The sequence below is a fragment of the Rhizobium sp. Nf11,1 genome (genome assembly GCF_050587665.1).
Lineage (GTDB): Bacteria > Pseudomonadota > Alphaproteobacteria > Rhizobiales > Rhizobiaceae > Rhizobium.
On the sequence record NZ_JBOBHU010000019.1, the window covers coordinates 1 to 23,536 of the forward strand.

Annotated in this window: 15 protein-coding genes; 6 read left to right on the top strand and 9 right to left on the bottom strand. The window is 62.7% G+C overall.

Annotated elements, in window-relative coordinates; all coding sequences use genetic code 11:
- The first annotated feature begins 422 nt into the window (after positions 1 to 422).
- The 3 genes from ACQ7C1_RS23720 to ACQ7C1_RS23730 all read left to right on the top strand — a co-directional run bounded on the left by ACQ7C1_RS23720 (position 423) and on the right by ACQ7C1_RS23730 (position 5,282).
- The gene (locus ACQ7C1_RS23720) at positions 423 to 1,865 is read left to right on the top strand and encodes a M81 family metallopeptidase (protein WP_430960009.1); all 1,443 of its coding nucleotides are present in this window, start codon (positions 423 to 425) and stop codon (positions 1,863 to 1,865) included.
- A gap of 48 nt (positions 1,866 to 1,913) precedes the next feature.
- Positions 1,914 to 3,698: a gamma-glutamyltransferase family protein gene (locus ACQ7C1_RS23725; protein ID WP_430960010.1), complete on the top strand. Its 1,785-nt coding sequence runs from the start codon at positions 1,914 to 1,916 to the stop codon at positions 3,696 to 3,698.
- A gap of 249 nt (positions 3,699 to 3,947) precedes the next feature.
- Positions 3,948 to 5,282, top strand: coding sequence for a glucoamylase family protein (locus tag ACQ7C1_RS23730; protein ID WP_430960011.1), 1,335 nt, complete (start codon positions 3,948 to 3,950; stop codon positions 5,280 to 5,282).
- A 42-nt stretch (positions 5,283 to 5,324) separates the two neighbouring features.
- On the opposite strand, the gene ACQ7C1_RS23735 is transcribed toward ACQ7C1_RS23730, so the two are convergent.
- The 6 genes from ACQ7C1_RS23735 to hglS all read right to left on the bottom strand — a co-directional run bounded on the left by ACQ7C1_RS23735 (position 5,325) and on the right by hglS (position 13,673).
- Entirely contained in the window at positions 5,325 to 6,362 is a 1,038-nt protein-coding gene (locus ACQ7C1_RS23735; protein WP_430960012.1) for an ABC transporter ATP-binding protein, read from the bottom strand.
- A complete protein-coding gene (locus ACQ7C1_RS23740; RefSeq protein ID WP_430960013.1) occupies positions 6,359 to 8,026 on the bottom strand; it encodes an ABC transporter permease in 1,668 nt (555 codons plus the stop codon). The genes ACQ7C1_RS23735 and ACQ7C1_RS23740 overlap by 4 nt, the downstream gene beginning before the upstream one ends.
- 104 nt (positions 8,027 to 8,130) lie before the next feature.
- Positions 8,131 to 9,153 carry an iron ABC transporter substrate-binding protein gene (locus ACQ7C1_RS23745; RefSeq protein WP_285193232.1) on the bottom strand — a complete coding sequence of 341 codons (1,023 nt, stop codon included), beginning with the start codon at positions 9,151 to 9,153 and terminating at the stop codon, positions 8,131 to 8,133.
- Between the two features lie 193 nt (positions 9,154 to 9,346).
- A complete protein-coding gene (amaB, locus tag ACQ7C1_RS23750; RefSeq protein ID WP_430960014.1) occupies positions 9,347 to 10,885 on the bottom strand; it encodes an L-piperidine-6-carboxylate dehydrogenase in 1,539 nt (512 codons plus the stop codon).
- A 25-nt stretch (positions 10,886 to 10,910) separates the two neighbouring features.
- Positions 10,911 to 12,194 (bottom strand): NAD(P)/FAD-dependent oxidoreductase, encoded by a 1,284-nt coding sequence (locus ACQ7C1_RS23755; protein WP_430960015.1) that lies wholly within the window; start codon positions 12,192 to 12,194, stop codon positions 10,911 to 10,913.
- 66 nt (positions 12,195 to 12,260) lie between these two features.
- Positions 12,261 to 13,673 carry a 2-oxoadipate dioxygenase/decarboxylase HglS gene (gene hglS / locus ACQ7C1_RS23760; RefSeq protein WP_430960016.1) on the bottom strand — a complete coding sequence of 471 codons (1,413 nt, stop codon included), beginning with the start codon at positions 13,671 to 13,673 and terminating at the stop codon, positions 12,261 to 12,263.
- A gap of 104 nt (positions 13,674 to 13,777) precedes the next feature.
- Here hglS and ACQ7C1_RS23765 point away from each other — a divergent pair, with 104 nt between their 5' ends.
- From ACQ7C1_RS23765 to ACQ7C1_RS23775, 3 genes are all read left to right on the top strand, one after another.
- Entirely contained in the window at positions 13,778 to 14,686 is a 909-nt protein-coding gene (locus tag ACQ7C1_RS23765; protein WP_430960017.1) for a LysR family transcriptional regulator, read from the top strand.
- A 67-nt stretch (positions 14,687 to 14,753) separates the two neighbouring features.
- Entirely contained in the window at positions 14,754 to 14,990 is a 237-nt protein-coding gene (locus ACQ7C1_RS23770; protein WP_003543721.1) for an Lrp/AsnC ligand binding domain-containing protein, read from the top strand.
- A 145-nt stretch (positions 14,991 to 15,135) separates the two neighbouring features.
- Entirely contained in the window at positions 15,136 to 16,314 is a 1,179-nt protein-coding gene (locus tag ACQ7C1_RS23775; RefSeq protein WP_430960069.1) for a glycosyltransferase family 4 protein, read from the top strand.
- A gap of 11 nt (positions 16,315 to 16,325) precedes the next feature.
- Here ACQ7C1_RS23775 and ACQ7C1_RS23780 read toward each other — a convergent pair whose 3' ends face one another.
- From ACQ7C1_RS23780 to ACQ7C1_RS23790, 3 genes are all read right to left on the bottom strand, one after another.
- Positions 16,326 to 19,637, bottom strand: a complete 3,312-nt coding sequence (locus ACQ7C1_RS23780; RefSeq protein WP_430960018.1) for an oligosaccharide flippase family protein — start codon at positions 19,635 to 19,637, stop codon at positions 16,326 to 16,328.
- A 191-nt stretch (positions 19,638 to 19,828) separates the two neighbouring features.
- Positions 19,829 to 21,007 (bottom strand): glycosyltransferase family 4 protein, encoded by a 1,179-nt coding sequence (locus ACQ7C1_RS23785; protein ID WP_430960019.1) that lies wholly within the window; start codon positions 21,005 to 21,007, stop codon positions 19,829 to 19,831.
- Between the two features lie 42 nt (positions 21,008 to 21,049).
- The gene (locus ACQ7C1_RS23790; protein ID WP_430960020.1) at positions 21,050 to 23,533 is read right to left on the bottom strand and encodes a glycosyl hydrolase 2 galactose-binding domain-containing protein; all 2,484 of its coding nucleotides are present in this window, start codon (positions 23,531 to 23,533) and stop codon (positions 21,050 to 21,052) included.
- Positions 23,534 to 23,536 lie beyond the last annotated feature (3 nt).

The window sequence follows — 23,536 nt, forward strand, 5'->3', positions numbered from 1 at the left end:
TCCTGCCCAGACCGGCTACCTACCATTCGATTCTCGGGCTACGGCTGCGGTATTTTTCGCCAACAGCGGACGGCCGGCCTTAATGCTTGGCTGGACCCGCCAGTGCTGACGCAGGATCGATCTCACACGCTTGAGGCCGGCGTTGCAGTTGCTTTGCGCTTGTTAAGCGAACCTCGCTCGTTTGAGCAAATCGGTTGCCAAGGCGCTCATCGAAAAATTCCTTGCATGACGGGATCCGGATCGTCGATCCAGGCGACCGGCCCGGAGCAAATTTGTTGTCTATTTGCGGTTGATTGGCTCGTTTCGCGAACTATCATCAGGATCGGACAAGGGGCACGTCTTCGGATTGAAACCGCCTCCGTGTTCAGCCCGTCGCCACCCATACCTTTCCCGATTGCTCCCACTTTCAACCGAGGTTCCCCATGCGCATTGCCGTCGGTGGCATTCATATCGAATGCAGCACATACAATCCCGTTCTGAATGAGGAGAAGGATTTTCGGGTGCTGCGCGGGGAGGGGCTGCTTGAATCGCCCTATTTCGGCTTTCTGAAGGATTATGATGCCGAGTTCCTGCCGACGATCCATGCCCGGGCCATTGCCGGCGGGCCGGTTTCGCGCGGCACCTATGAGGCGTTCAAGAGCGAATTCCTCGCGCGGCTGAAGCCGCTGCTGCCGCTTGATGGTCTGTACCTTGCCATGCACGGCGCCATGTATGTCGAGGGCATGGAGGATGCCGAAGGCGACTGGATCAGTGCGGCCCGGGCGCTCGTCGGCGAAGAATGCACCGTCTCGGCAAGCTATGACCTGCACGGTAATGTCACCCAGCGCATCATCGATGCGCTCGACATCTACTCTACCTATCGCACCGCGCCGCATATCGATGTCGAGGAGACGATGCGCCGTTCGGTTTCCATGCTGGTCAAAAGCCTGAAAACAGGTGTGAGGCCGATCGTTCTCTGGGCGCCGATCCCGGTCGTCCTGCCCGGCGAGCGCACCAGCACTGTCGATGAGCCGGCTAAAAGCCTCTATGCCGAACTGCCGGAGATCGACGCGATTGAAGGCGTCTGGGATGCGTCGCTGATGGTCGGCTATGTCTGGGCCGACGAACCGCGCGCCACGGCCGCCGTCATCATGACCGGCAGCGACCGCGCCGTGCTGGAACGCGAGGCGAGGCGCCTTGCCAGGGCCTATTGGAATGCCCGCGAGGACTTCGTCTTCGGCTGCGAGACCGGTTCGGTCGAGGAGTGCGTTGCGAGGGCGATCGCCAGCCCGACCGCTCCCGTCGTGCTCGCCGAATCCGGCGACAACCCGACCGGCGGCGGCGTCGGAGACCGGGCCGATGTCCTGGCTGAGTTGATCGCCAAAGGTGCTGATGGCGTCGTCTTTGCCGGCATTGCCGACAAGGCGGCGACCGAAGCCTGTTACGCCGCAGGTGTCGGGGCTGAGCCTGTCCTCAGTGTCGGGGCCTCGCTCGATACCAAGGGCAGCAGGCCGGTCAATGCCCGCTTTACCGTCAAATTCCTGCATGAGACCGCCGACGCGGCCGATCGGCAGGCGGTCGTTTCGATCGGCGGCATCGATCTCGTGCTCTCGGCCAAACGGCGACCCTACCACAATATCGCCGATTTCACCCGGCTCGGCCTCGACCCGCACGCAGCCAAGATCATCGTCGTCAAATCGGGCTATCTCTCGCCGGAACTGGCGCCGATCGCAAACCCTAACCTGATGGCGCTGTCGGAGGGCGTGGTCGATCAGTTCGTCGAGCGCCTGCCGCGGCTGCGCAAGCAGCATCCGACCTACCCCTTCGACAAGGATTTTGCCTTCGAACCGCTGGTCTTCCTCTCCGCGCGTTCGCTGCGGGCTTGAGGTCCTACCGACCCGAACAGAGATGATATTGCAGAGAGGATGTTCGGCATGACCGGATTTACGACTCGTCCTGAAATTCTCGGCACCTTCGGCGTCGTCACTTCGACGCACTGGATCGGCTCGGCGGTCGGCATGAGCATTCTCGAAAAGGGCGGCAACGCTTTCGATGCGGCGGTGGCGACCGGCTTCGTGCTGCAGATCGTCGAGCCGCATCTCTGTGGCCCCGGCGGCGACCTGCCGGCGGTGATCTATTCGAAGAAGAGGGACAAAGTCGAGGTCATCTCAGCGCAAGGGCCCGCACCGGCCGGAGCGACGATCGAGCACTATACAAGAGAAGGCCTGGCGCTCATCCCCGGCGACGGCCTGCTTGCGACGGTCATTCCCGGCGCCTTCGACGGCTGGATGTTGATGCTGCGCGACTACGGCACGATGAGCGTGCGCGAGGTGCTGGAACCGGCGATCTATTATGCCGAGCATGGCCATCCGCTGCTGCCGCGGGTCTCGGCGACCATCAAGGGGCTTGCTGCCTTCTTCGAAAAGGAATGGCCGACCTCCCACGAAACCTGGCTGCCTGGCGGCAACGTTCCCGAAGCGCAGGCGAATTTCCGCAATCCGGCGCTGGCGGAAACCTGGAAGCGCGTCATTGCTGAAGCAGAGGCAAAAAGCGGTCGGGAAGCGCAGGTGCAAGCGGCTCGCGACGCCTTCTATCGCGGCTTCATCGCCGAGAAGATCGACGCCTACCTGAAGGCGGCCGAAGTGATGGATGCCAGCGGCAACCGCCACAAGGGCGTGCTCACCGCAAGCGACATGGCCAACTGGTCGGCGACGATCGAGGAGCCGCTGACCTATGATTATCACGGCTGGACGATCGCCAAGACTGGGCCGTGGGGTCAGGGTCCGGTCTTCCTGCAGACCTTGTCGATCCTGAAGGGTTTCGACCTCGCCGCGATGAGATCGGATGGTGCCGATTTCGTTCATACCGTCGTCGAGGCGATGAAGCTCGCCTTTGCCGACCGCGAAGTCTATTACGGCGATCCGCGTTTTTCGGAGATCCCCGTCGCAGATCTGCTGTCGGAGCGCTACGCTGCCGAGCGCCGCAAACTCGTCGGCGCGGATACCTCCTTCGATCTTCGCCCCGGCATCATTCCAGGTTTCGAAGCGCAGCATGATCTGACGATGAAAATGCTCGGCGCCGAATCCAAGACCGGCGCCGTCTACGAGCCGACCATGGCGCATCTGTCCGAAAAGCGTGGCGACACCGTGCATATCGACGTGATCGACCATGACGGCAACATGGTCTCCGTCACGCCGTCCGGCGGCTGGCTTCAGTCTTCGCCAACCGTGCCGGGCCTCGGCTTCTGCCTCAATTCCCGCGCGCAGATGTTCTGGCTCAAGCCAGGCCTGCCGACCTCGCTTGCTCCGGGAAAACGGCCGCGCACGACGCTGACGCCGTCCCTTGGCCTCTTCGAGGGCCGACCAACCCTTGTTTTCGGCACGCCGGGAGGCGATCAGCAGGAGCAATGGCAGCTTTCCTTCTTCCTGCGCCATGTCCATCACAAGCTGAACCTGCAGGCGGCGATCGATCAGCCGCTCTTTCATACCGCTCATTTTCCGAGTTCCTTCTATCCCCGCACCCGCGAACCCGGCAGCCTGATGGCAGAAGAGAATTTCGGTCCGGATGTGCTCGACGCGCTCGCCAGAAAGGGCCACAAGCTGACGATCACCGATGCCTGGACGATCGGCCGGCTGACCGCCGCCCGACGCGGTGCCGACGGGCTGATGCGCGCCGCAGCCACCCCGCGCCTCATGCAGGCCTATGCGGTCGGACGATAATTGGCCACTTTGAAGAACGCACGCTCGCAACAAATATTGCCTGACATAAGCTGTGCCGGTGCGGTGCGCGGCCGTCTTTTTGCTGCACCGCTTATATGACTTATGCTAGATAGTATTTCACCGATAATTGTTAACGACCGATCGCCTCCGTTTGTGTTCTCTTATCCTTGCGAATCAAAAAGGTTTGATTTGCCCGGGGACGACCACCATGTTCATGCATGGGGCGGTGCAACAGTTGGGTAGGAGCCTATGCTGCAGCGGATCGAAGACATTGATGCAGCCCTCATAGACAGGTTGCAGCATTCGGCATTCAAGTACTTCCTGAAATATTCCAATCCCGAAAATGGCCTGGTGGCCGATACCTCGATCGGCGGCGTGCCGGCGAGCATTGCGGCCGTCGGTTTTGCCCTTTCCTCCTATCCGGTTGCTGTCGAGCGTTGCTGGATCAGCCGCAAGGAAGCAGCCGAGCGCACGGTCAATACGCTGCGTTTCTTCGCCGAGGCGCGCCAGGGCGAAGAGCGCCATGCGACCGGCCATCGCGGCTTCTTCTACCATTTTCTCCACATGGATAGCGGCAATCGCGCCTGGAACAGTGAGCTTTCGACCATCGATACGGCGCTGCTGATCGCCGGCGTACTGACCTCAGCGCAATATTTCAATCGCGGAGACGACGAGACGGAGATCGAAATCCGTCAGCTCGCGACCTTCATCTACGAACGCGTCGACTGGCGCTGGGCGCTGAACAAGGGTGACGCCATTTCCATGGGATGGAAGCCTTCGTCGGGCTTCCTGCGCTGGCGTTATCACGGCTTCGACGAGGCGATCATCCTTTATGCGCTAGCGCTCGCCTCGCCGACGCATCCCATCCCGCAGTCGAGCTACGACGCCTTCACATCGAGCTATTCCTGGATGACGTTCGGCGAGCAGCCATATCTCTATGCCGGCCCGCTTTTCATTCATCTCTTCTCGCATGCCTGGATCGATTTCCGCGGCATCCAGGACAGACCGATGATGGAGCGCAACTGGGACTATTTCCGCAACACCCAGGTCGTCATCAACATGCAGCGCGACTATGCCGAGCGCAATCCCGGCGGTTTCGTCGGTTACAACAGGAATGTCTGGGGCTTTACGGCCTGCGACGGCCCACCGCCCACCCGGCGCATGCGCGGCGGCCGGCAGCCGAAGGTTCTGGGTTATGCCGCACGCGGCGCGCCGCTCGGACCCGATGACGGCACGATAGCACCCTGGGCCGCACTTGCCTGCCTGCCCTATGACCGGCAGGCGTCTCTCGACGGCACCAAGACGCTGCTGACCACCTATCCGAACCTGCTGTTGGAGGGCGGCTTCCCCGGCGGTTTCAATCCGACCGTCCAGACTAAACGTCCGGAGGGTTGGGTGGACGACCGCACCGTCGGCATCGACCAGGGCCTGATCGTCATGACCGTGGAAAACGAGCGTTCCGATTTCATCTGGAAGCTGATGCGGCAATCGCCGATCATCCGCCGCGGGCTCGAGCGCGCCGGCTTTACCGGCGGCTGGCTTGAGGACATCGAGCCGCAAGAGTTGGTCCGCAGGGTCGGTTAGCGCACAAACCGACGGAAACTGATTTTCCGGAACGGATTATGCTCAGCGATCGAAGACGTGTGCCTTGCCCGATATATCCAGGCGCACGAGATCGCCTCGCGAGGGAAGGGCGACGCTCGAGGTTTTGATCCGGATCGGCGGCAGGGCAACGCCATCGAGCGAGACGGCGACCGTGCAGACCGCGCCGCCGAACTCCACCTCGACAACCCGTCCGCCGTAGTCGCGATCGCTTTCCCCGGCAATGACGCGAATCTGCTCGGGCCGCAGCATGATTTCCGCTTTGCCCTGGCGGCTCCCTTCGACGGCGACATGGCCGAGAGCACAGTCGGCAAGACCGTTCCGGATGATGGCCGGAAGCAGCACGGCATCGCCGAGGAACAGCGCCGTCTCGCGGTCTCTGGGATGCAGATATAGCGTTTGCGGCGATCCCGCCTGGATCAGCCGCCCTTCCCTCAGGACCGCGACCTGATCGGCAAAACTCAGTGCCTCTTCCTGATCGTGCGTCACGAGAACCGCGGTAATGCCGGCCGCCTGCAGGACGCGCGCGACAGCCTTGCGCATGTTTTCCCGCAAGCCGGTGTCGAGCGCCGAGAATGGTTCGTCGAGCAGCATCAGCCGCGGCTTGCGACCAAGCGCGCGGGCGAGCGCCACGCGCTGCTGCTGCCCGCCGGAGAGCTGGTGCGGGCGCCGCGCCAGCATGCCGCGGTCGAGCTCGACCATATCGAGCAGTTCGGCGATGCGCCGCTCACGATCGGCAGCACCCCGTTCGAAGCCGAAGCCGATATTTTCAGCCACGCTTAAGTGCGGAAACAGCGCGCCATCCTGGGAGACGATGCCGATGCCCCGCTTGTGGGCCGGCACCGCCGCCAGGCCATCGGCCAGCACGTCGCCATCCAATGTCACCCTGCCGGCATCGGCCTGCTCGAAGCCCGCGATGATGCGCAGCAGGGTCGTCTTGCCCGAGCCGGACGGCCCGACGACGGCTGTGCGGCTGCCGGCCTGGACATCGAGCGAAATATCCTTCAGCGCCTGGACAGGCCCGTAGCGCTTGCTGATGTTTTCGATCGTAAGCAGCGTCATTGGCCGGCGGTCCGTTTCGATTGCGTATAAAGCGTCAGGGTGAGCGGCAGCGAGAGCACGACCATCATGACGGCGTAAGGGGCGGCCGAGACATAATCGATCTCGCTCGTCAGCGACCAGAATTTCGTCGCCAGCGTATCGACGCCGTTTGGCGAGAGCATCAGCGTCGCCGTGAGTTCATTGGTAATGCCAAGTGCGGTCAGGGCGATGCTGGCAGCGGCCCCCGGTGCGGCAAGCCGCATGGTGATCTGCCGCACCGCCTGGCCGGGGGTGCGGCCGAGGCCCATCGCGGCGCGCTCCAGCTCCACCGGCGCCTGGGCGATGCTGGCGCGCAGGCCGACCATGGCCCGGGGCAGGAAAAGCATCACATAGGCGACGAGCAGCGTTGCGAAGGTCTGATAGAGCGGCAGCACGATACGAACGGTGATCGTCACCAGCGCCAGCGCGACCACGACGCCTGGCAGCGAGCCGACATAATAGTGGCAGGCTTCGAGCAGGCGCTGGAAGCGGCCTGGGGCGCGCACGGAAAGCCAGGCCATGGGGGCTGCGGCAACCGTCGCCAGCACGCCGCCGGCCAGAGCGAGCGCCATCGTCTGCAGGAAGGCGCTGCCGACCTCGATGCGCCAGATCTCGCTGCCGCCGAGATAGAGCCAGCGGCCGAGCGTCATCAACGGCACGCCGAGCGTCAGCACCGCCAGGACAACAGGCAGCAGGATGGCCGGCACCACGAACCAGCCGAGACGCCGGCGATCGGCCGGACGCGGCGAGCCGGAGCCGACGCGGGCATAACGTTCGTTGCCGCGCAGCAGCACTTCGAGGCCAAGCAGGAAAAGGCAGCAGGCAACGAGTACACCGCCGAGCATGTTGGAGGCCGGGCTGTTGTAGGAGGATTGGAACTGGTCGACGATCGCGGTGGCGAAAGTGTCGAACCGGATCATGACGAACAGGCCGTATTCCGACAGCAGGTGCAGCGCGATCAGCAGCGACCCGCCGCAAATGGCAAACCTCAACTGCGGCAGCACGGTTCGGAAGAAGACGCGCCAGGGGTCGAGACCAAGGGAGGCGGCGGCATCCTCGATGGCCGGGTCGAGACGGCGCAACGCTGCGGCAACCGGCAGATAGAGAAAGGGATAGTAAGCGAGGACAGAAACGAAGACGCCGCTCTCAAGGCCGCGCATGCCGGGGATAAGGCTGACCCAGGCATAGCTGTGCACGAAGGCCGGCACCGCGAGCGGCGCGATCGCCAGCCAGGCCCAGAGCCTGGCGAACGGTATATCCGTTCGTTCGGTCAGCCAGGCAAGCGTCACGGCTAGCGCGATCGACAGCGGGATGGTGACCGATTCCAAAAGAACCGTATTGATGAGGAGTTCGCCGACACGGGCCCGGAAGACGAGCGTTTTCACCGTCTCCCAGCCAACATCGTAAGTTATCCAGCCGATGAAGCCGAGTGGCACGAGACTGAAGATCGCGATGACGGTGGCGAGTAGCATCACGGGCGCGTGCGGGATGCGCCGGCGCGGCAATAGCATTCGCGCGCGCTTCGGCGCGACCGGCGCCTCGTTGCCGGCGACGAAAAATCTGTTGTCCTGCAGCAAGGCCGATGCCTTCATACGCTGAAAAAGGAAGGCAACCGTCTTGGAAAGACAGTTGCCCGATCCCGTCATGCCCTAAGGTTTTCTTGAGCCAAAAGCAATAGTTTTGGCTGCTGCAAGCCTGCGGCAGAAAGCCCGACGCTTCTCCCGCACAGGTGCTGCGACACGCAGAAAGCCTAGATCAGACCTGCCGCGGTCATCAGTTCCACGACCTTTTTGCTGTCCAGCGTCGAGGCTTCCACCTTCGGAGCATTGAGATCGGCAAGCGGAACGAGCTTGTCGTTGGAAGGGGCGTCCTTGCCGACGGCATATTCATAGGACGAGCCGTTCTTCAGAACCGCCTGGCCTGCCTTGCTGGTGACGAATTTCAGGAAAGCCTGCGCTTCCTTCATGTGCTGCGTGGACTTCAGGACGCCGCCGCCCGAAACGCTGATGAAAGCGCCCGGATCCTGATTCTTGAAGTAATGCATGCCGACATTCTTGCTGTTTTCGCCGGTCTTCGCCTGATCGCCGAACCAGTAGTAGTGATAGATGACCGCGCCTTCGACTTCACCTGAATTGACCGCCTTCATGGCAACGCTGTTGCCCTTGTAAGGCGTGGCATTGTCCTTGAGCCCCTTCAGCCATGCCTTCGTGGCATCTTCACCCTTCAGTTGCAGCAGCGCGGCGACGATGGCCTGAAAGTCGGCGCCGGCGGGCGATGCACCCCAGCGGCCCTTCCAGGCGGGGTCGGCGAGGTCGAGCAGCGACTTCGGCAGCTTGTCTTCGCTGAGCTTCGTCTTGTCATAGGCAAAGACGGTAGAGCGGGCGGCAATGCCGGTCCACATGCCGTCGGCCGGACGATACTGCTCCGGCACCTGATCCAGCGTTTCCTTTTCGACCGGGGCGAAGAGGCCGGCGCCGTCGACCAGCGTCATGGCCGGCGAATTCTCGGTCAGGAAAACATCGGCGGGGGATGCGTCGCCTTCCTGAATGATCTGGTTGGCGAATTGCATGTCGCCGCCCTGGCGCATGGTGACCTTGATGCCGGTCTCCTTGGTAAAGGCATCGATCCATTCGCGGCCCAGGCTTTCGTGCTGCGCATTGTAGACGACGAGACCTTCATCCTGCGCATTGGCGCTGCCTGCGAGCACCGTGGTGGAGAGAAGCGAAGCGGCGAGCGCCAGCACGTGGGAAAAACGGTTAACAGCAGTAATCATGAGGGCCTCCATGGCGATGTCACCCCAACAGGGTAAGAGGCGTATATTTTTCTTGACTAGCTATTTCAAGTTTCGTCGCTGAGAAAAAAGCATCACAAAATCTTGACCCAATATTTTAGATTGCGAGGGAATAAATCTCGATCGAGACAAAAAGGCGACGCTGGGCCCAGTGTCGCCTTTGTTGAGATTGTGCTTATTCGACGTCGAACTTGACACCCTGCGCAAGCGGCAGCGTGCTGCCGTAATTGATCGTGTTGGTCGCGCGGCGCATATAGGCCTTCCAGGCATCCGAGCCGGATTCGCGTCCGCCGCCGGTCTCTTTTTCGCCCCCGAAGGCGCCGCCGATTTCGGCGCCCGAAGGCCCGAGGTTGACGTTGGCGATACCGCAATCCGAGCCGCGCGCCGAAACGAAGGTTTCCGCCTCGCGCATGTCGTTGGTGAAGATCGACGACGACAATCCCTGCGGCACGGCATTGTGCAAGTCCAGCACCGCATTGAAATCGCTGTATTTCATCACATAAAGAATCGGTGCGAATGTCTCGTGCTCGACCGGGCCGATCTGATCGGGCATTTCGACCAGCGCCGGGCGAACGTAGAAGGCATCGGCCGAACCATTGTCGACGCGTTCGCCGCCGGTCACCTTGCCGCCGGCCGCCTTTGCCTCGCCGAGCGCCGCCTGCATCTTCTCGAAAGCCTGACCGTCGATCAGCGGGCCCACCAGTGTGCCGGTCTCCAGCGGATTGCCGATGGTGACGGAGCCGTAGGCCTTCTGCAGGCGCGGCACCAGCTTGTTGTAGACGCTTTCATGGACGAAGAGACGGCGCAGTGTCGTGCAGCGCTGGCCGGCCGTGCCCATGGCGGAGAAGGCGACGCCACGCAGCGTCAGGTCGAGGTCGGCGCTCGGGCAGACGATCGCGGCATTGTTGCCGCCGAGTTCGAGTATGGCGCGGGCAAAACGCTGCGACAGGCGCGGGCCGACGGCGCGGCCCATTGCCGTCGAGCCGGTGGCGGAAACCAGCGGGATTTTCGGGTGGTCGACCAGCACCTCGCCGACCTCACGGCCGCCGATGATCACGGTGGATAGATTGGCCGGCGCCTTGCCGCCCTCGGCGACGAAGCGCTTCAGGGCCTTTTCGAACAGCGCCTGCACGGCAAGGGCGGTCAGTGGCGTCTTTTCCGACGGTTTCCAGACGGTGGAATTGCCGCAGACCATTGCCAGCGCTGCATTCCACGACCACACGGCGACCGGGAAGTTGAAGGCAGAAATGATGCCGATCGCGCCGAGCGGGTGCCAGCTTTCCATCATCCGGTGCTCCGAGCGCTCGGTGGCGATCGTCAGGCCATAGAGCTGGCGCGAGAGGCCGACGGCGAAATCGCAGATGTCGATCATCTCCTGAACCTCGCCTAGGCCCTCGGAGGTGATCTTGCCGACTTCGATCGAGACGAGGCGGCCGAGCGCCGTCTTGGCGGCACGCAGCTCCTCGCCGAGCAGGCGGATCAACTCGCCGCGCTTCGGCGCCGGCACGTTACGCCATTCCAGGAACGCCTTGTGCGCCTCTTCGATCGCCGCTTTCGTTTCGGAAACGGAATGTTCTCTCAGCCTGCCGATCTCCTTGCCGGTGACCGGCGAGGTGACGGACAGCGTGCCGCCCTGATAGCGGCCGGTATCGACGCCGAGTTCGGCGAGCAGCTTGGCGGTTTCGGTAGCGAGATCGAGGACGGCGATGGTCATTGTCGTGTTTCCAATCTTATTGTTCTCAGAAGCGGGCATCGGCGAAATGGGCGACCTGAGCGCCGGCTTCGTACCATAGTTCCTTGAGCGCACGGAAGCTCGGCTCGGTGGGTGACGTCAGCGGCAGCGGCAGATCGGCCTCGGCAAGCTGGCCGAGAATATGTTCGGCCAATGTGCGGCCGAAGACCGTACCGGGAGCTATGCCGCGGCCATTATAGCCCGAAAAGCCGATGACATTGGGGGCGAATTTGTGGAAACGCGGCAGCGCGTTGTCGGTCATGCCGATCTGGCCATACCATTCGCATTCGAACTCGACGTCGCCGATAACGGGAAAGAGCCGCTTCAGGGCGCGCTTGGCCCAGCCCTTATGCACGGCAAGCCCGGTATTGCGCAGCGCTCCGACGCTGCCGAAGACGAGGCGCCCAGCCTGATCCATGCGAAAGGAGGAGAGAATGTCCTTGGTGTCCCATGCGCCCTCCCGGCCGGGCAGGATCGACCGACGCAGATTGTGGCCGAGCGGCACGGTGGCGAAATTGAAATAGGGCAGATAGACCTGCTCGTTGCGCACCTGCTCGAAGGGGCCGGTGCTGTAGGCATCGGTCGCGACGATAATCCAGTCCGCGCTGACTTCGCCGCTTTCCGTCTTCACGGTCCAGCGGCTGCCGCGACGCTCCGTTGCGATGACGGGGCTCGATGTATGGACGGCGACACCCGCCTTGACCGCGGCATGGGCAAGGCCGCGTGCATAGGCAAGCGGCTGCAGCGTTCCGGCGCGCAGATCGAGCAGCGAACCGGCATAAGCCTCGCTGCCGACACGCCTGGCCGTCTCGGTGGCATCGAGCAGCGCGACCGGCGCGCCGCGCGCGGCCCATTGCGCCGCGCGCTCCCCGATCTCCTTCAGCCCGTCGGCGCCGACGGCGCAGTGCAGCGTGCCGCTGCGCTCGAGTTCGCAAGCGATCCCATGTTTGTCGATCAATTCCATGACGAGCTTCGGCGCGTTGCCGAGCAACTCGAGCAGGCGTTCACCATGGACGGGGCCGAGCACGCCGGGCAGGTCGTTGGGCATCACCCACATGCCGGCATTGATCAGGCCGACATTGCGCCCCGCACCGCCGAAGCCGATCTCTTTCGCCTCCAGCAGCACCACCTTCGACCCAGCCTCGGCAAGATGCAGGCCGGAGGACAGACCTGTGTAGCCGCCGCCGACGATGACGACGTCGGTCGACACCGCGCCTTGGAGGGGTGAGGTCGCCGGCGGTTCGCCGGCGGTCTTTTCCCAGAGGCCGTGGGAGCGCGGATCATTCAGCATGGTACAGTCCGATCAGATGAAACCGGTGTACTCTAGCGCATAAGAACAGGTGTTGAAGCGGCGATTTCACGCAACGGTCCTCAGCTGCAGATCCGCGAGCCCGAGCGCCTTCATCGCGGCATCCAGCGATGCGGCCTGCCGTTCCGCGTAAAGCGCCAGCTCGTCCTGAACGGTCGCTCCGAGTGCGGTCTCGAAGGCGTCGCGGTTCGATCGTGTCGCATAATTCTGCTGCTGATCGGTGCCGAGATTCGACTGGAAGATGCCGGCCGCGCTGACGGGCAGGAAGTCTTCATAGACGATCGGCGCGAAAGCGAGATAGCCCTTGGCGAGGAGCGCTTCGGGATCGCGCGGCAAGGTCCCGGCGATCGCGGCGGCAATGCCCGCGGGCGTGGCGGAATAACGAAAGAAGGCGAGATCCTGGCTGCGCAGCTCATCCCAGCTGTCCGGCAGCGCCTTGAAGCGCTCAGCCAGTTCCTGATCATAGGCGCCGGCTTTGGCGCCGCCGGCGCCGACCTGCACTTCGCCGCGAACCGAGGCAAGCAGTCGGTCGTAGAGCGCCCGGCCCTTGGCCGTCAACGCCACGCCGCGCTGTTCGATCTCGCCGAAGCGGGCGGTATGCGTGCCCTGGACCGCACCCTCGTCACCCGAGAAGACGATCGCCTCCTCCAGCGCCTTGAAGCTCGTCTGCCGCAGCAGGATATCGCACTGCCGGCGCGGCGGCCCTTCGATGACTGCCTTCGGAGTGATGCCGCGTTCCGGCATGCGGGCCTGCACCGCATCGATATCGAGGGTGCGCGGCGTCAAGTGGTTGATGTGCGGGCCCTTGAAGCTGACGACGTCGGCGATCAGCCGATGCGCATCATGCAGGCGCTTGTAGGTTTCGGCGCTGACGGTGGCTTCGCCGTGCCAGCGGAAGGTTTCAAGCGCCTCGGCGACGAATTCGCTCGCTTCCGCCTCGGTCAGGCCGCCATTCTGCTCGTGACGCTCGATCAGCGCGACGGCGCGCGGCGTATAGATGCGTCGCTTGGCCAGAATGGCCTCGGCTTCGCCACGCAGGCCTTCGTCCTCGATCAGTTCCAGGCGCAGCAGCGAGGTGAAGACGCGGAAGGGATTGGTGTTGAGCGCCGCCTCGTCGATCGGCCGGAAGCAAGTGGAGTGAACCGGCACGCCGGCCACCGAAAGATCGTAATAACCGACCGCCTGCATGCCCATGACGGCAAATAGCCGGCGGATAGTGAAAAGCTCTTCCGGCGTTCCGAGCCGGATAGCGCCGTGGCGCTCGATATCGATGCGCTCCAATTCGCCGGCGCAGGCGAGGCGTTCGCGCAGAGCGGAATCCTTTTCGAGGCAGGCGGCATTCACATCCGCCACCAGTTCGATCAGGGTGCCGTATTGCGGCACCTCCGTCCGGTACATCTGCGACATCGCCTCAGTGAAAAGCGAACGGATATGGTCTGTGGAAACGAAGGCTTGCGGCATCTTGGAAAACTCCGGCTCATTCCGTTTTTGCAGGATGAAGCTCTTTACAATCGCGGGAATCCCGAAAATATCGACATTTCGGAAATAGCTCATTCTGAAACGGAATGATCATGCTCGCTTCAAGACGTTTTCTGCCATCGATTTCACATCTCGCCGCCTTCGAGGCGGTCGCCCGCACAGGCAGCGTGACGGCGGCGGCGCGCGAACTCGATCTGACGCAGAGCGCCGTCAGCCGTCAGGTCAGCGCACTGGAGGAGCAGCTCGGCGTCGAGCTTTTCCTGCGCGAACGCAAAACCATGCGGCTGACGCTGGCCGGCGACGGTTATGCCCGCGAGATACGCGAGGCGCTGCGACGCATCTCGAGCGCCTCGCTGAACCTGCGCGCCAATCCGCATGGCGGCACGCTCAATCTCGCCATCCTGCCGACCTTCGGCACGCGCTGGCTGGCGCCGCGCCTGGGGCGCTTTCTCGGCGCAAATCCCGGCGTGACCATCAATCTGGCGACCCGGCTTTCGCCCTTCGACTTCCGCCTCGATTCGATCGACGCCGCGATCCACTTCGGTCACCCGCACTGGCCCGGCGCAGAACTGACCTTGCTCATGTCGGAGCGCACGGTGCCGGCCTGCAGTCCCGATTTTCTGAAACAGCACAGGATTTCGCGGCCAGAGGATCTGCTTGCCGTTCCGCTTCTGCATCTGACGACGCGCCCCGATGCCTGGGAACAATGGTTCGCCGGCAATGATGTTTCCTTCGAAAGCGTGCACGGCATGCTCTTCGACCAGTTCGCCACCGCAGCGCAAGCGGCGATCGCCGGCCTCGGTGTCGCCCTGTTGCCGACATTCCTGATGCAGGAAGAACTCAGGCGCGGCGATCTCGTCGCCGCCGTCGACCGGGAGATGGAGAGCCGAGAGCGCTATTATCTCGCCTGTCCCAGCGAGCGCGCCGATTATGCGCCGCTTGCCGCCTTTCGCGACTGGATCGTCGCGGAAGCGGCGGCCGAAGGGACCGTGTGAGGAACGGCTTGCATCGGCATGGCGCTTTCGACCATTATGCGGCCAAACAACTTTGCAGGAAATTTCCATGAAGCCGATCTTCGTCCAGCTCCAGTGCGCCCCCGGCAAGACCTATGACGTCGCCGATGCCATCTACCAGACCGAGCTGGTCTCGGAGCTCTATTCCACAAGCGGCGATTACGACCTGCTGTTGAAGGTCTATATCGAGGAAGGTCAGGATATCGGCAAGTTCATCAACGACAATATCGCCAATATTCCTGGCATCGTCCGGTCGCTGACGACCCTCACCTTCAAAGCCTTCTGAATTCTCGTCAGACACGGTTAACCCTTTTCGCGAAGAATCGCTTCCCCCGGACGTCGCTGAAACCACGCCTTAACGCCTGAGATATCAGGTCGTTGCTATAAATCCGCGCCAACACGCGTTTGGCATGCGCATCGATAGGTGGAAAATGGCGATCGTCGAGGCAGATAGGGGGCGTGAGAATCCGCAGCCGCAAACGGCGCCGCTGATCGTCCATGTCGTGCGCCAGTTCCTGCCCAATCGCGGCGGCCTGGAAGACGTCGTCGCCAATCTCAGCCGCCAGACCCTCCGGCGTGGCTATCGTGTCCGCGTCGTCACGCTGAACTCGCTGTTCACCGCGCCTGAAGATAAGCTGCCGGCTTGCGAGAATATCGACGGCATCGAGGTGGTGCGCATCCCGTGGTCGGGCAGCAGCCGTTATCCGCTGGCGCCGCAGGTTTTTCGTCATCTCGGCGACGCCGATCTCGTGCACGTCCATGCCATCGACTTCTTCTTCGATGCGCTCGCCTGGGGCCGGATGCTGCACGGGAAACCGATAATCGTCACCACCCATGGCGGGTTCTTCCACACCCGCAAATACGCGGCGATCAAGAAGATATGGTTCCGCACGCTGACCCGCGCCTCCGCGAGAGCCTATCGCCGCGTCGTCTGCTGCAGCGCCTCCGATCTCCGACAGTTTTCCGAAATCGTGCCGAACAGCGTGCTGATCGAGAACGGCGCCGATATCGGCAAGTTCGCCGACGCCGCCTCACGCCGGGCAAGGCGCCGCATCGTCACCATCGGCCGATATTCGGTGAACAAGCGGCTGGACCATCTGCTCGACGCGATGGCCGTTCTGAAGAGCCGCGATCCGGAATGGCATCTCGACGTCGTCGGGGCCGAATCCGACCTGAACCGGGTGGATATCGAAGGCGAAATCGAAAGCCGGGACCTGACCGGCCGCGTCACCCTGCATGTGTCGCCAGACAACGATACCATCCGCCGGATCATCGCTGCGGCTTCGCTCTTCGCCTCCGCTTCGGAATATGAAGGTTTCGGCCTGGTCGCGCTGGAGGCGATGAGTGCCGGCCTGCTGCCGGTGCTGAACGCCAACGACGCCTTTCAAACACTCGCCGAGCGGCATCCCGTCATCATGCTTGCCGATTTCACCATTCCGGAGACTGCCGCGACGACGATGGAATCGGCTTATGCCGACCTTGCGTGCCGACCGCACGCCCTTCGCTCGGAGCTCCTCGAGACTGCGCGTGGCTATTCCTGGGATATCGTCGCCGGGCGTTACATCGATCTCTACAGATCGCTTGATATCGCCGCCTCGGAAAGCCTCTAACTAAGATCCGCTTACGCTCTTGCGAGACGAATGATCTCGTCGAGAACGAATTTGCGCGATTGCGGCGGCGTCAGATTGTGGTCGGCATCCGGCAGCATCAGCAGCCGCACGTTGGGATAGCGGGAGAGCCTGGCGCCGCGCGGGCCGAAATGGAAATAGACATGATCGAGGCCGACGTCGCCTTCGCTGTAGATCAGCGTCAGCGGCACCTTGCGCCTTCCGAACAGCGCGAAGGACTGCCGGACCTCGCGGGCGATGTGGCGCCGGTCAGGAAGCAGTTCGAGCAGCGGCGCGACGAAGGGCGACACTCGCCGGCCGCCGGCGATGACGATATTGCGCAGCGCCGACACCACGTCCACCTGACCGCGCAGCAGTCGCTTCAACGTGTCGAGCCGCGCCAGGCGCTGGCCGTAATCGTCGAGGCTGCGGGGAACGGAGACGACATGCTCGCGGCGCACGGGCACCTTCGGATCCCAGTAATAGACGAAGGGATTGATCGAGACGACCGCCTTCAGCCGCTCGTCGGCGACGCCGGCGCGGAAGGCGACATAGCCGCCGCTGCAGCGGCCAGCGACCATGACGGGGCCGGCAACGACGCGTTCGAGCAGATCGAGCGCGGCGATCGCATCATCGGTCTGCGTCATCGAATATAGCACCTGCTCCGGCGCATCCGGCCGCGGCGGACTGTCGCCGACATTGGCTGAATCGAATCGCAGCGAAACGACACCGTGCCGCGCGAGTTCGCGCGCCATGTCCACCGTCGTCCGCCCCCAGCCGGCATGGCGGTCATAAGCGGTTGACAGGAAGAGCACGGCATTGCCCTTGATCTCGCCGAGCGGCCGGCTGACGACGCCGACCAGGTGATCGTGACTTCCGAAACGCACCGGCGTCTCCACGAAACCTTCGCCGGCAAGCGGGGTGGTTTCGATCGCTGCCGGCGAATGAGCTACGGATGTCTCCGCGGTCGCCGTCTTCAGCCAAGCCGTCAAAAGCTCGACCACAGCCAAGGGTGTCTTGGCGAAGAGCGGATTGGTGACGAGCTCGTCATAGCCGTCGAACACTTTCTGGTCGACATTGGCGCCAAGCGCCTGCAGCGCATCGGCAAAGCCGGTATCCTCGGCCCTGACGGGGCGTTCGAGGATCAGGTAGCGCGACGCCGCCAGGCCCTGCGGCGCGGCGATGTTGAGCTTGCCGAGCTCGGCGGCGATCTCTTCCGGCATGACAAGCCCGGCGATCTGCACCTTTGCGGCCTGCACATGCTCATGGCCGAGGCCGAGATCGGCGTCGATGATCTTCGACCACATGTTGAGCTCACGCAAATAGGCGCGGCCGCTCAGCACCGGCGCCAGCATGACGAGGCTGTCGACGCCCTCGATCGAGGAGCCGATCCGCTGGGCAAGGGTCGCGCCGAGACCTTGGCCGATCAGGATGATGCGGTCGCAGCCGGTAAGCGATTTCAGCGTGGCGGCCGCCGCGCGGATCGAGTTTTCCCAGGTTTCCAGCCTTGCCGGCAGCGCACCGAAATCGAGCGCATCGCCGGTGCCGCGATAATCGAAACGCAGACTGGGCACGCCTATATCGGAGAAATGTTCGGCCGCAACGCGGAAGAACTTGCGGCTGCACATTTCCTCGAAGCCCCAGGGGCTGACGAAGAGCACCGCAGCCGAGCGTTTCCCGGCTTCAGGGTTTTCCGGCATGAACAGCCCAATCGTGCTATCGAAGACGACGGGCAGGGCGGCGCTGCGTCCGGCACCTTCGGCCGGTTCGAGCGACAGTTCGCCGGGCGCGACTTTGGCGCGGTCGGGATCGCCGGGGCGCCCCGGTGCAATGAAGTCGATTAGGCGGCTGACCGGCCGCCGCAGTGCCGACGGCATTTTTTCGACAATGGAACGCATGACCTCGACATCCTCGACGGGCACGGCGCGCAGCACTCGGAGTGCGGCGAAATGCGCAAGCGTGCCGGCGATTATCGCGAAGATAAGACCGATCGGGCCATGGACGAATTCCAGCACTGAAATCGCCGCGCAGGCGCACAAGACGGAGGCGAGCGTCACCTTCGTCAGGCTTGCGTAGAGACCCGAAAGCTGGGACCCGAATCCTGTCTGTCTGATCATCATCACCGACATCGCAACGAACACGAGAATGCGTACGATTGCGGCCCCCTCGGCGGCAAGCCTAGGTATGATCAGTAAACAACCCGCTACCATGAGGAGGCCACCTATCACACTGATGTTGAGGCGGGAGCGGGCCTTGTCCATCGACAGCAGATAGAGGCTGAGGATCTGCATGAATGTGTAGGCGGGAGCGACGAGCGCGAGCAGCGCGACCACCGTGCCGCTGCGGCGGAAGGCTTCCCCGAACACGACGAGCACCAGTTCGCTGGAGATCGCGGCCAGCCCGAGGCTCATCGGCAGCACGATATAGGCCATGCTGCGGGTGACGGCGGCGAAGACCTCGACCGGCAAGGTCGAATCGTCGCTGCTGTGCCGCCGTTCGGAATAATAGGGCAGCAGGCTGCCGGTCATCTGGATCGGCAGCTGCAGCGCGATATTGGCGATCGACAGGCCGACCGCATAATAGCCGACCATTTCCACCGACCAGAACTGCTGCAGGAAGAGCAGTTCGAGACGGTTGAGAAAGATGGAATCGATGATGAACTGGATCGAGAGGATGATGGAGGAGGAGGCGAGGTACTTGAGTGAAACTCCGCACCAGTCGCGCCGCGCCAGAAGGATCGGCAGTGTGGCGAAAAACAGCACGAGCTGGCCGAGCGCATAACCGACGAGAACGCCCTCGACGCCATAGAGAACGGCGCCGGTGGCGACCCCAGCGAGCTGGATTATCGAGACGCCGACGGTCAGCTTGAAGAAGCTGCCGAGCTTCTTTTCGCCGATCAGGTAGAATTTGACGAAAGATCCGATCGCCTGGACGAAGAACAGCGCGCCGGTGACGAGCGCGACGGAAGGCGCGGTTTTCGCCCAGTGCATCTCCTCGGAGGTCAGGAAGAACAGGGCGTAGAGCGCCAGCAGCAGCACCGTCGAAAACATCATGAAGCTGACGAGGATGGCGGCAAAGCCTCTCCGGCGTCCCGCGTCATAGCCCTCCGCCGAAAGCTGCGGCAGGGTCTTCAGCAGCGTGATGCTGGAGCCGAGCTCGGCGATAGAGGCGCCCGTCATCACCAGCCACAGCGAGAAGGCGACGATGCCGTTGGCCTCCGGCCCGAGCAGGCGCGCGGTGATGATCGAGGAGACGAAGCCCGTCAGCAGCAGCAGCATGCCTGCCGCCGCATTCATCACCGAATTTGCGATAATACCCTTCGACATCTGTCCATCCGCGAGGATCAGCCTAAAGCGCACCGCGATCTTTCAGATTCGCTCCTCGCGCTTTAGGTTTTTGTTTTTACGCATGTCATTATCGCAAAACCGCTGCACACTTTTGCGCAACATGCTTTGCAGCCGCATACCCGTCATCACTAATGCGAAAACATTAAAATAAAGCGGAGTGGCGCCTCACCTTAGCTGGCCTGCATCGCCGCCAGCTTCTGGAGCGCCTTCTCATAACTGTTCTCCGCGAGGTAGCGCAGCAGGAACTCCCGAGCTTTCCCGGCCTTCTCTCGTGCACGCTCGGGCGCACGAAAGATATCGCCGAGATGCGCGGCCGCGATTTCAGGAGGGGGATCCGCCCAGACCGCACTTTCGAGCCCGGCAAATTCGGGATGGGTATCGACGACGGGGACGAGGGGAGCGTCGACCAGCCAGGTATTGTCGGGATCGCAGAAATCTTCCGTGCCCGACCAGGCGGTGGAAACGACAGGCGTATCCTGCATGATCGCCTCGGCAACCGTCAGCCCGAAACCTTCAGAGCGATGCAGCGAAAGATAGGCATCGGAAGAGCGGATGAGGCCGTTGATATCAGTGTTCGAGAGCTTGTCGCTTATGATCCGGATACGGCTATTGCCGGCGACCGAAGCAATCAGTTCGCGCAAGCTCTGATCCTTGCCAATATCGCCGCTCGCCTTCATCAGCAGAAAGGCGCTCGGGCATTCGGCGCTGAACAGTCTGAAGGCTTCTATCACCGCCTGGGGGTTCTTCCGGTTGATCGAAGAGCCGGCGCTGAAAATGAAGCTGACGAGAAAGGCCTCCTTGTCGATGCCGAATTTCTCACGCATGCCTTCGCTCGCCGGCTTTTCGGTGACGGGATGCGGTACCACGATGACAGGCGCTGCCGTCAGTGGTGCGATCGCCCGCCTGGTGAATTCCGATGGCACGAAGAGGGCATTCATGTAACGCAACCCATTGCGCCACTCTGCCGGCACGACTTCAAGCTCCCAGGCGAAATAGCCGATGTTGAAGGCGCGGGTGAAATTGGCGACACCCATCTTCAGAATGGCGCGCGGGAGCATCGGCGGGTTGAGATGCCAGATACGGCTTCCCGGCGGTTCGGCGGGAAGGTGCGACGACACCCAGCCGGCAAAGGATTTTTCATCCGGATGCGTGCTGACATCTGAGAGCGAGATTGCCCTTCCCGCTTGGGAAAGCGCCCCGGCACAGAGCCTCGCCGATTCACCGACACCGACCGGCATCGAGAGATAGCCGACGATTTCGACCGGCTTGCGCGGGTTGAAGGCGAGACGCGACCGCGGGATCAGCCGTTGCAGGACATGGGCGCGTAGATAGCGGTATGCCGTTCTCAAATCACGATCTTTCCAGTGAGTTTGCATTGTTCCCTGCGAGCCTCAGCCCGCGAGCCCGATGCGACGCGAAGTGCCAAGATTTCTGATTTCGCCCGTCGGCGGAACATCGCTCTCAGTGCCCGGCAGCGCGGAGAGCTTCAAGCGCCGCACCGGGCCGGGAGCAAGGTGGAACCAGTCGTCGTCGGCCCTGTAGCCCTCGACGTCGATATGCACCGATTGCGCCAGCCGGTCGGTCCTGAGATCGATGACCCAGCTGTCGTCGCCGTCTCTGCCGAGTGACGCCTCGATGTTGGCGTCGTGCAGTGCCTTTCCGCGTCCGCAGGGGAAATGGAAGTTTTCCGCGAGAACGGCCCCATCGGCGAGGGAGCGCAGGCGCGCCACACTTGCATCATGGGCCGGCGGGCCGAAACGGAAGGCATAGGTCGTATCGAAGAAGGCGCCGAACAGCGCGGTCGAGGCAAAGCGTTCCACGCTTCTTGCCGCCAGCTTGAAAGCCAAGTTGCCACTGACGATCTGCTGTTTCCCATCGCGCAGGCACACGACCTCGAGTTCCAGATCGAGATCGTTGTCCGTCTCGTTGATGGCATGCACGTCGAGACCGTTGGTTCCCTCGTCGGTGAAGACTGCCTGAACAGGCCGGAAGGCACGGCGCATCGCATACCAGACAGGTTTCGGTTCGCCGGTGGAATCGATCACGCCCCAGCCGGGGCCGGGCAGCAGATCCTGCAGCGTCCAGACGAGTGCTCCGTTGCAGCCGGAGCCCTTGCGCCGCCATTCGGCGAAGGTCTCTTCGATCACCTCGCCGGTCACGGCGCGGGAAAGATCGAGATAGCGTTCCTGATCTTCGCGGCGCAGCCGGGCCGGGTCGAAATCGTAAAGAAGCTTCAAATAATAGTCGCGAACATCCTCGAAATCCCAGGATGCGCTGCGATCGCGGGGCACCCGCGCCTTCCACAGCGGGCTGTGGACGGCGGGCACATCGAGATGGCGCTGAAGCGTCCTTTGCTGCGGCACATGCGCAAAGGCGAGGCTTTCGGAGGCAAAGCGCACATCGGCGCGGCGGGCATCGGCAATCGGCCGCATATAGGCGCCGACCCCGTAATAATGCGCAATGCCGGAATTGGACGAAAAGGGCATCGCTCCGCCATAGGGCGAATTCGCCACATAGGGCACGTCGGGACGCATGCGCGCGGCGATGGCCGGGATGATTTCGTCGGTCACCGGTCCACTCCAAAATTCCCTGGGCAGGCCGAGCATCGCCGCCTGCTGATGGATCTCGCTGCCGCCGCAGAGAACGGCAAGGGAAGGCGACGCCTGGACGCCGTACAGGAATTCTTCGACCTCGGCATGCACATGGCCGAGAAAAGCCTTGTCGTTGCGCGGATAGTCGAAATTGGCGAACATGAAATCCTGCCACACGAGCAGGCCGAGCTCGTCGCAGAGCGCAAAGAAATCAGGCGTCTCGTAAGCCATGGTGCCGCCGATGCGGATCATGTTCATGCCGGCTTGCCAGGCAAGCCGCAGGAATGGTTCATAATCCGCCCTCCCGCCCGGCAGCCGCGCAATATCGGCGGTCGTCCAGACCGCACCGCGGCAGAACACGCGCTCGCCGTTGACGAGGAGCGCGAAGTCTTCGCCATCCGCACCGCGGTCGACGTCGATGCGCCGGAAGCCGGTGCTGCCGAGCGAATATTCCTCGCCGTCGGAAACCAGCGTCAGATCATAGAGGCGCGGAGTGCCATGTGTATGCGGCCACCAGGGTTCGATGTCGGACAGCTTGAGGATAGCCGAGTAATGATTTTCACCGATCTTCTCGAAAGGCTGTTCCATGCCGCCACAGCGCAGCAGCATTGCCGGATTTTCGGCATTGTTATGCAGAGAAACGCTCAGCCGGCCGGCGCCGCTCTCCTCCAGGACCGAGCGGATGCAGACATTGTCGATCGATATGGAATCGCGTTGCACCAATGAAATCGCCCGCCATGGCCCGACGGCATGAATATCGGGGCACCAGCCCGGCATATGGCCGAGCAGAGTAGTGCGGAAATTCTTCAGGCCCGCCGGCGTGATCATCTGCGGCCGCCAGCGCGCCCGCGAACCGGGCTCGGACAACCGGGGGCCGAGCGCCCGGAAGCAGAGCGCCAGCTCGTCGCCGCCCGAAAGCGTCACCGGGAGCTCATGCGCCGTGAACATGCTTTCGGAAAATAGGATTTCCTGACCGTTGAGGAAGACATTGCAGATCGTGGCCAGCCCGCCGAAACGCAGGATGGCTTCGCCGGGCTCGGCATCGAAAAGCCGGCAGAGATACCAGGCGTCTTTCGTATTCAACGGTTCGGGATTTTCGCGATCGAAGAGCCCGGCTTTTTCAAGCGCTGCCGCAACCGTGCCGGGAACGGGCGCAGGGATGAACTGCGCGGAAAGAGGAATATCGTGTGGTACGGCGCAGGCACCCGGCTCCGTCAGGATCAGATTCCAGCCTTCGGAAAGCACGCTTTCCCGGGCTCCGATGCTTGCCAAACGCCCCCGCATTGT

Coding starts and splice junctions, on each gene's coding strand:
- ACQ7C1_RS23740 (WP_430960013.1), bottom strand. CDS start 8,026: ATGACGGGATCGGGCAACTGTCTTTCCAAGACGGTTGCCTTCCTTTTT.
- ACQ7C1_RS23775 (WP_430960069.1), top strand. CDS start 15,136: ATGGCGATCGTCGAGGCAGATAGGGGGCGTGAGAATCCGCAGCCGCAA.
- ACQ7C1_RS23720 (WP_430960009.1), top strand. CDS start 423: ATGCGCATTGCCGTCGGTGGCATTCATATCGAATGCAGCACATACAAT.
- ACQ7C1_RS23735 (WP_430960012.1), bottom strand. CDS start 6,362: ATGACGCTGCTTACGATCGAAAACATCAGCAAGCGCTACGGGCCTGTC.
- ACQ7C1_RS23745 (WP_285193232.1), bottom strand. CDS start 9,153: ATGATTACTGCTGTTAACCGTTTTTCCCACGTGCTGGCGCTCGCCGCT.
- ACQ7C1_RS23780 (WP_430960018.1), bottom strand. CDS start 19,637: ATGTCGAAGGGTATTATCGCAAATTCGGTGATGAATGCGGCGGCAGGC.
- ACQ7C1_RS23765 (WP_430960017.1), top strand. CDS start 13,778: ATGATCATGCTCGCTTCAAGACGTTTTCTGCCATCGATTTCACATCTC.
- ACQ7C1_RS23790 (WP_430960020.1), bottom strand. CDS start 23,533: ATGCGGGGGCGTTTGGCAAGCATCGGAGCCCGGGAAAGCGTGCTTTCC.
- amaB (WP_430960014.1), bottom strand. CDS start 10,885: ATGACCATCGCCGTCCTCGATCTCGCTACCGAAACCGCCAAGCTGCTC.
- ACQ7C1_RS23770 (WP_003543721.1), top strand. CDS start 14,754: ATGAAGCCGATCTTCGTCCAGCTCCAGTGCGCCCCCGGCAAGACCTAT.
- ACQ7C1_RS23755 (WP_430960015.1), bottom strand. CDS start 12,194: ATGCTGAATGATCCGCGCTCCCACGGCCTCTGGGAAAAGACCGCCGGC.
- ACQ7C1_RS23730 (WP_430960011.1), top strand. CDS start 3,948: ATGCTGCAGCGGATCGAAGACATTGATGCAGCCCTCATAGACAGGTTG.
- ACQ7C1_RS23725 (WP_430960010.1), top strand. CDS start 1,914: ATGACCGGATTTACGACTCGTCCTGAAATTCTCGGCACCTTCGGCGTC.
- hglS (WP_430960016.1), bottom strand. CDS start 13,673: ATGCCGCAAGCCTTCGTTTCCACAGACCATATCCGTTCGCTTTTCACT.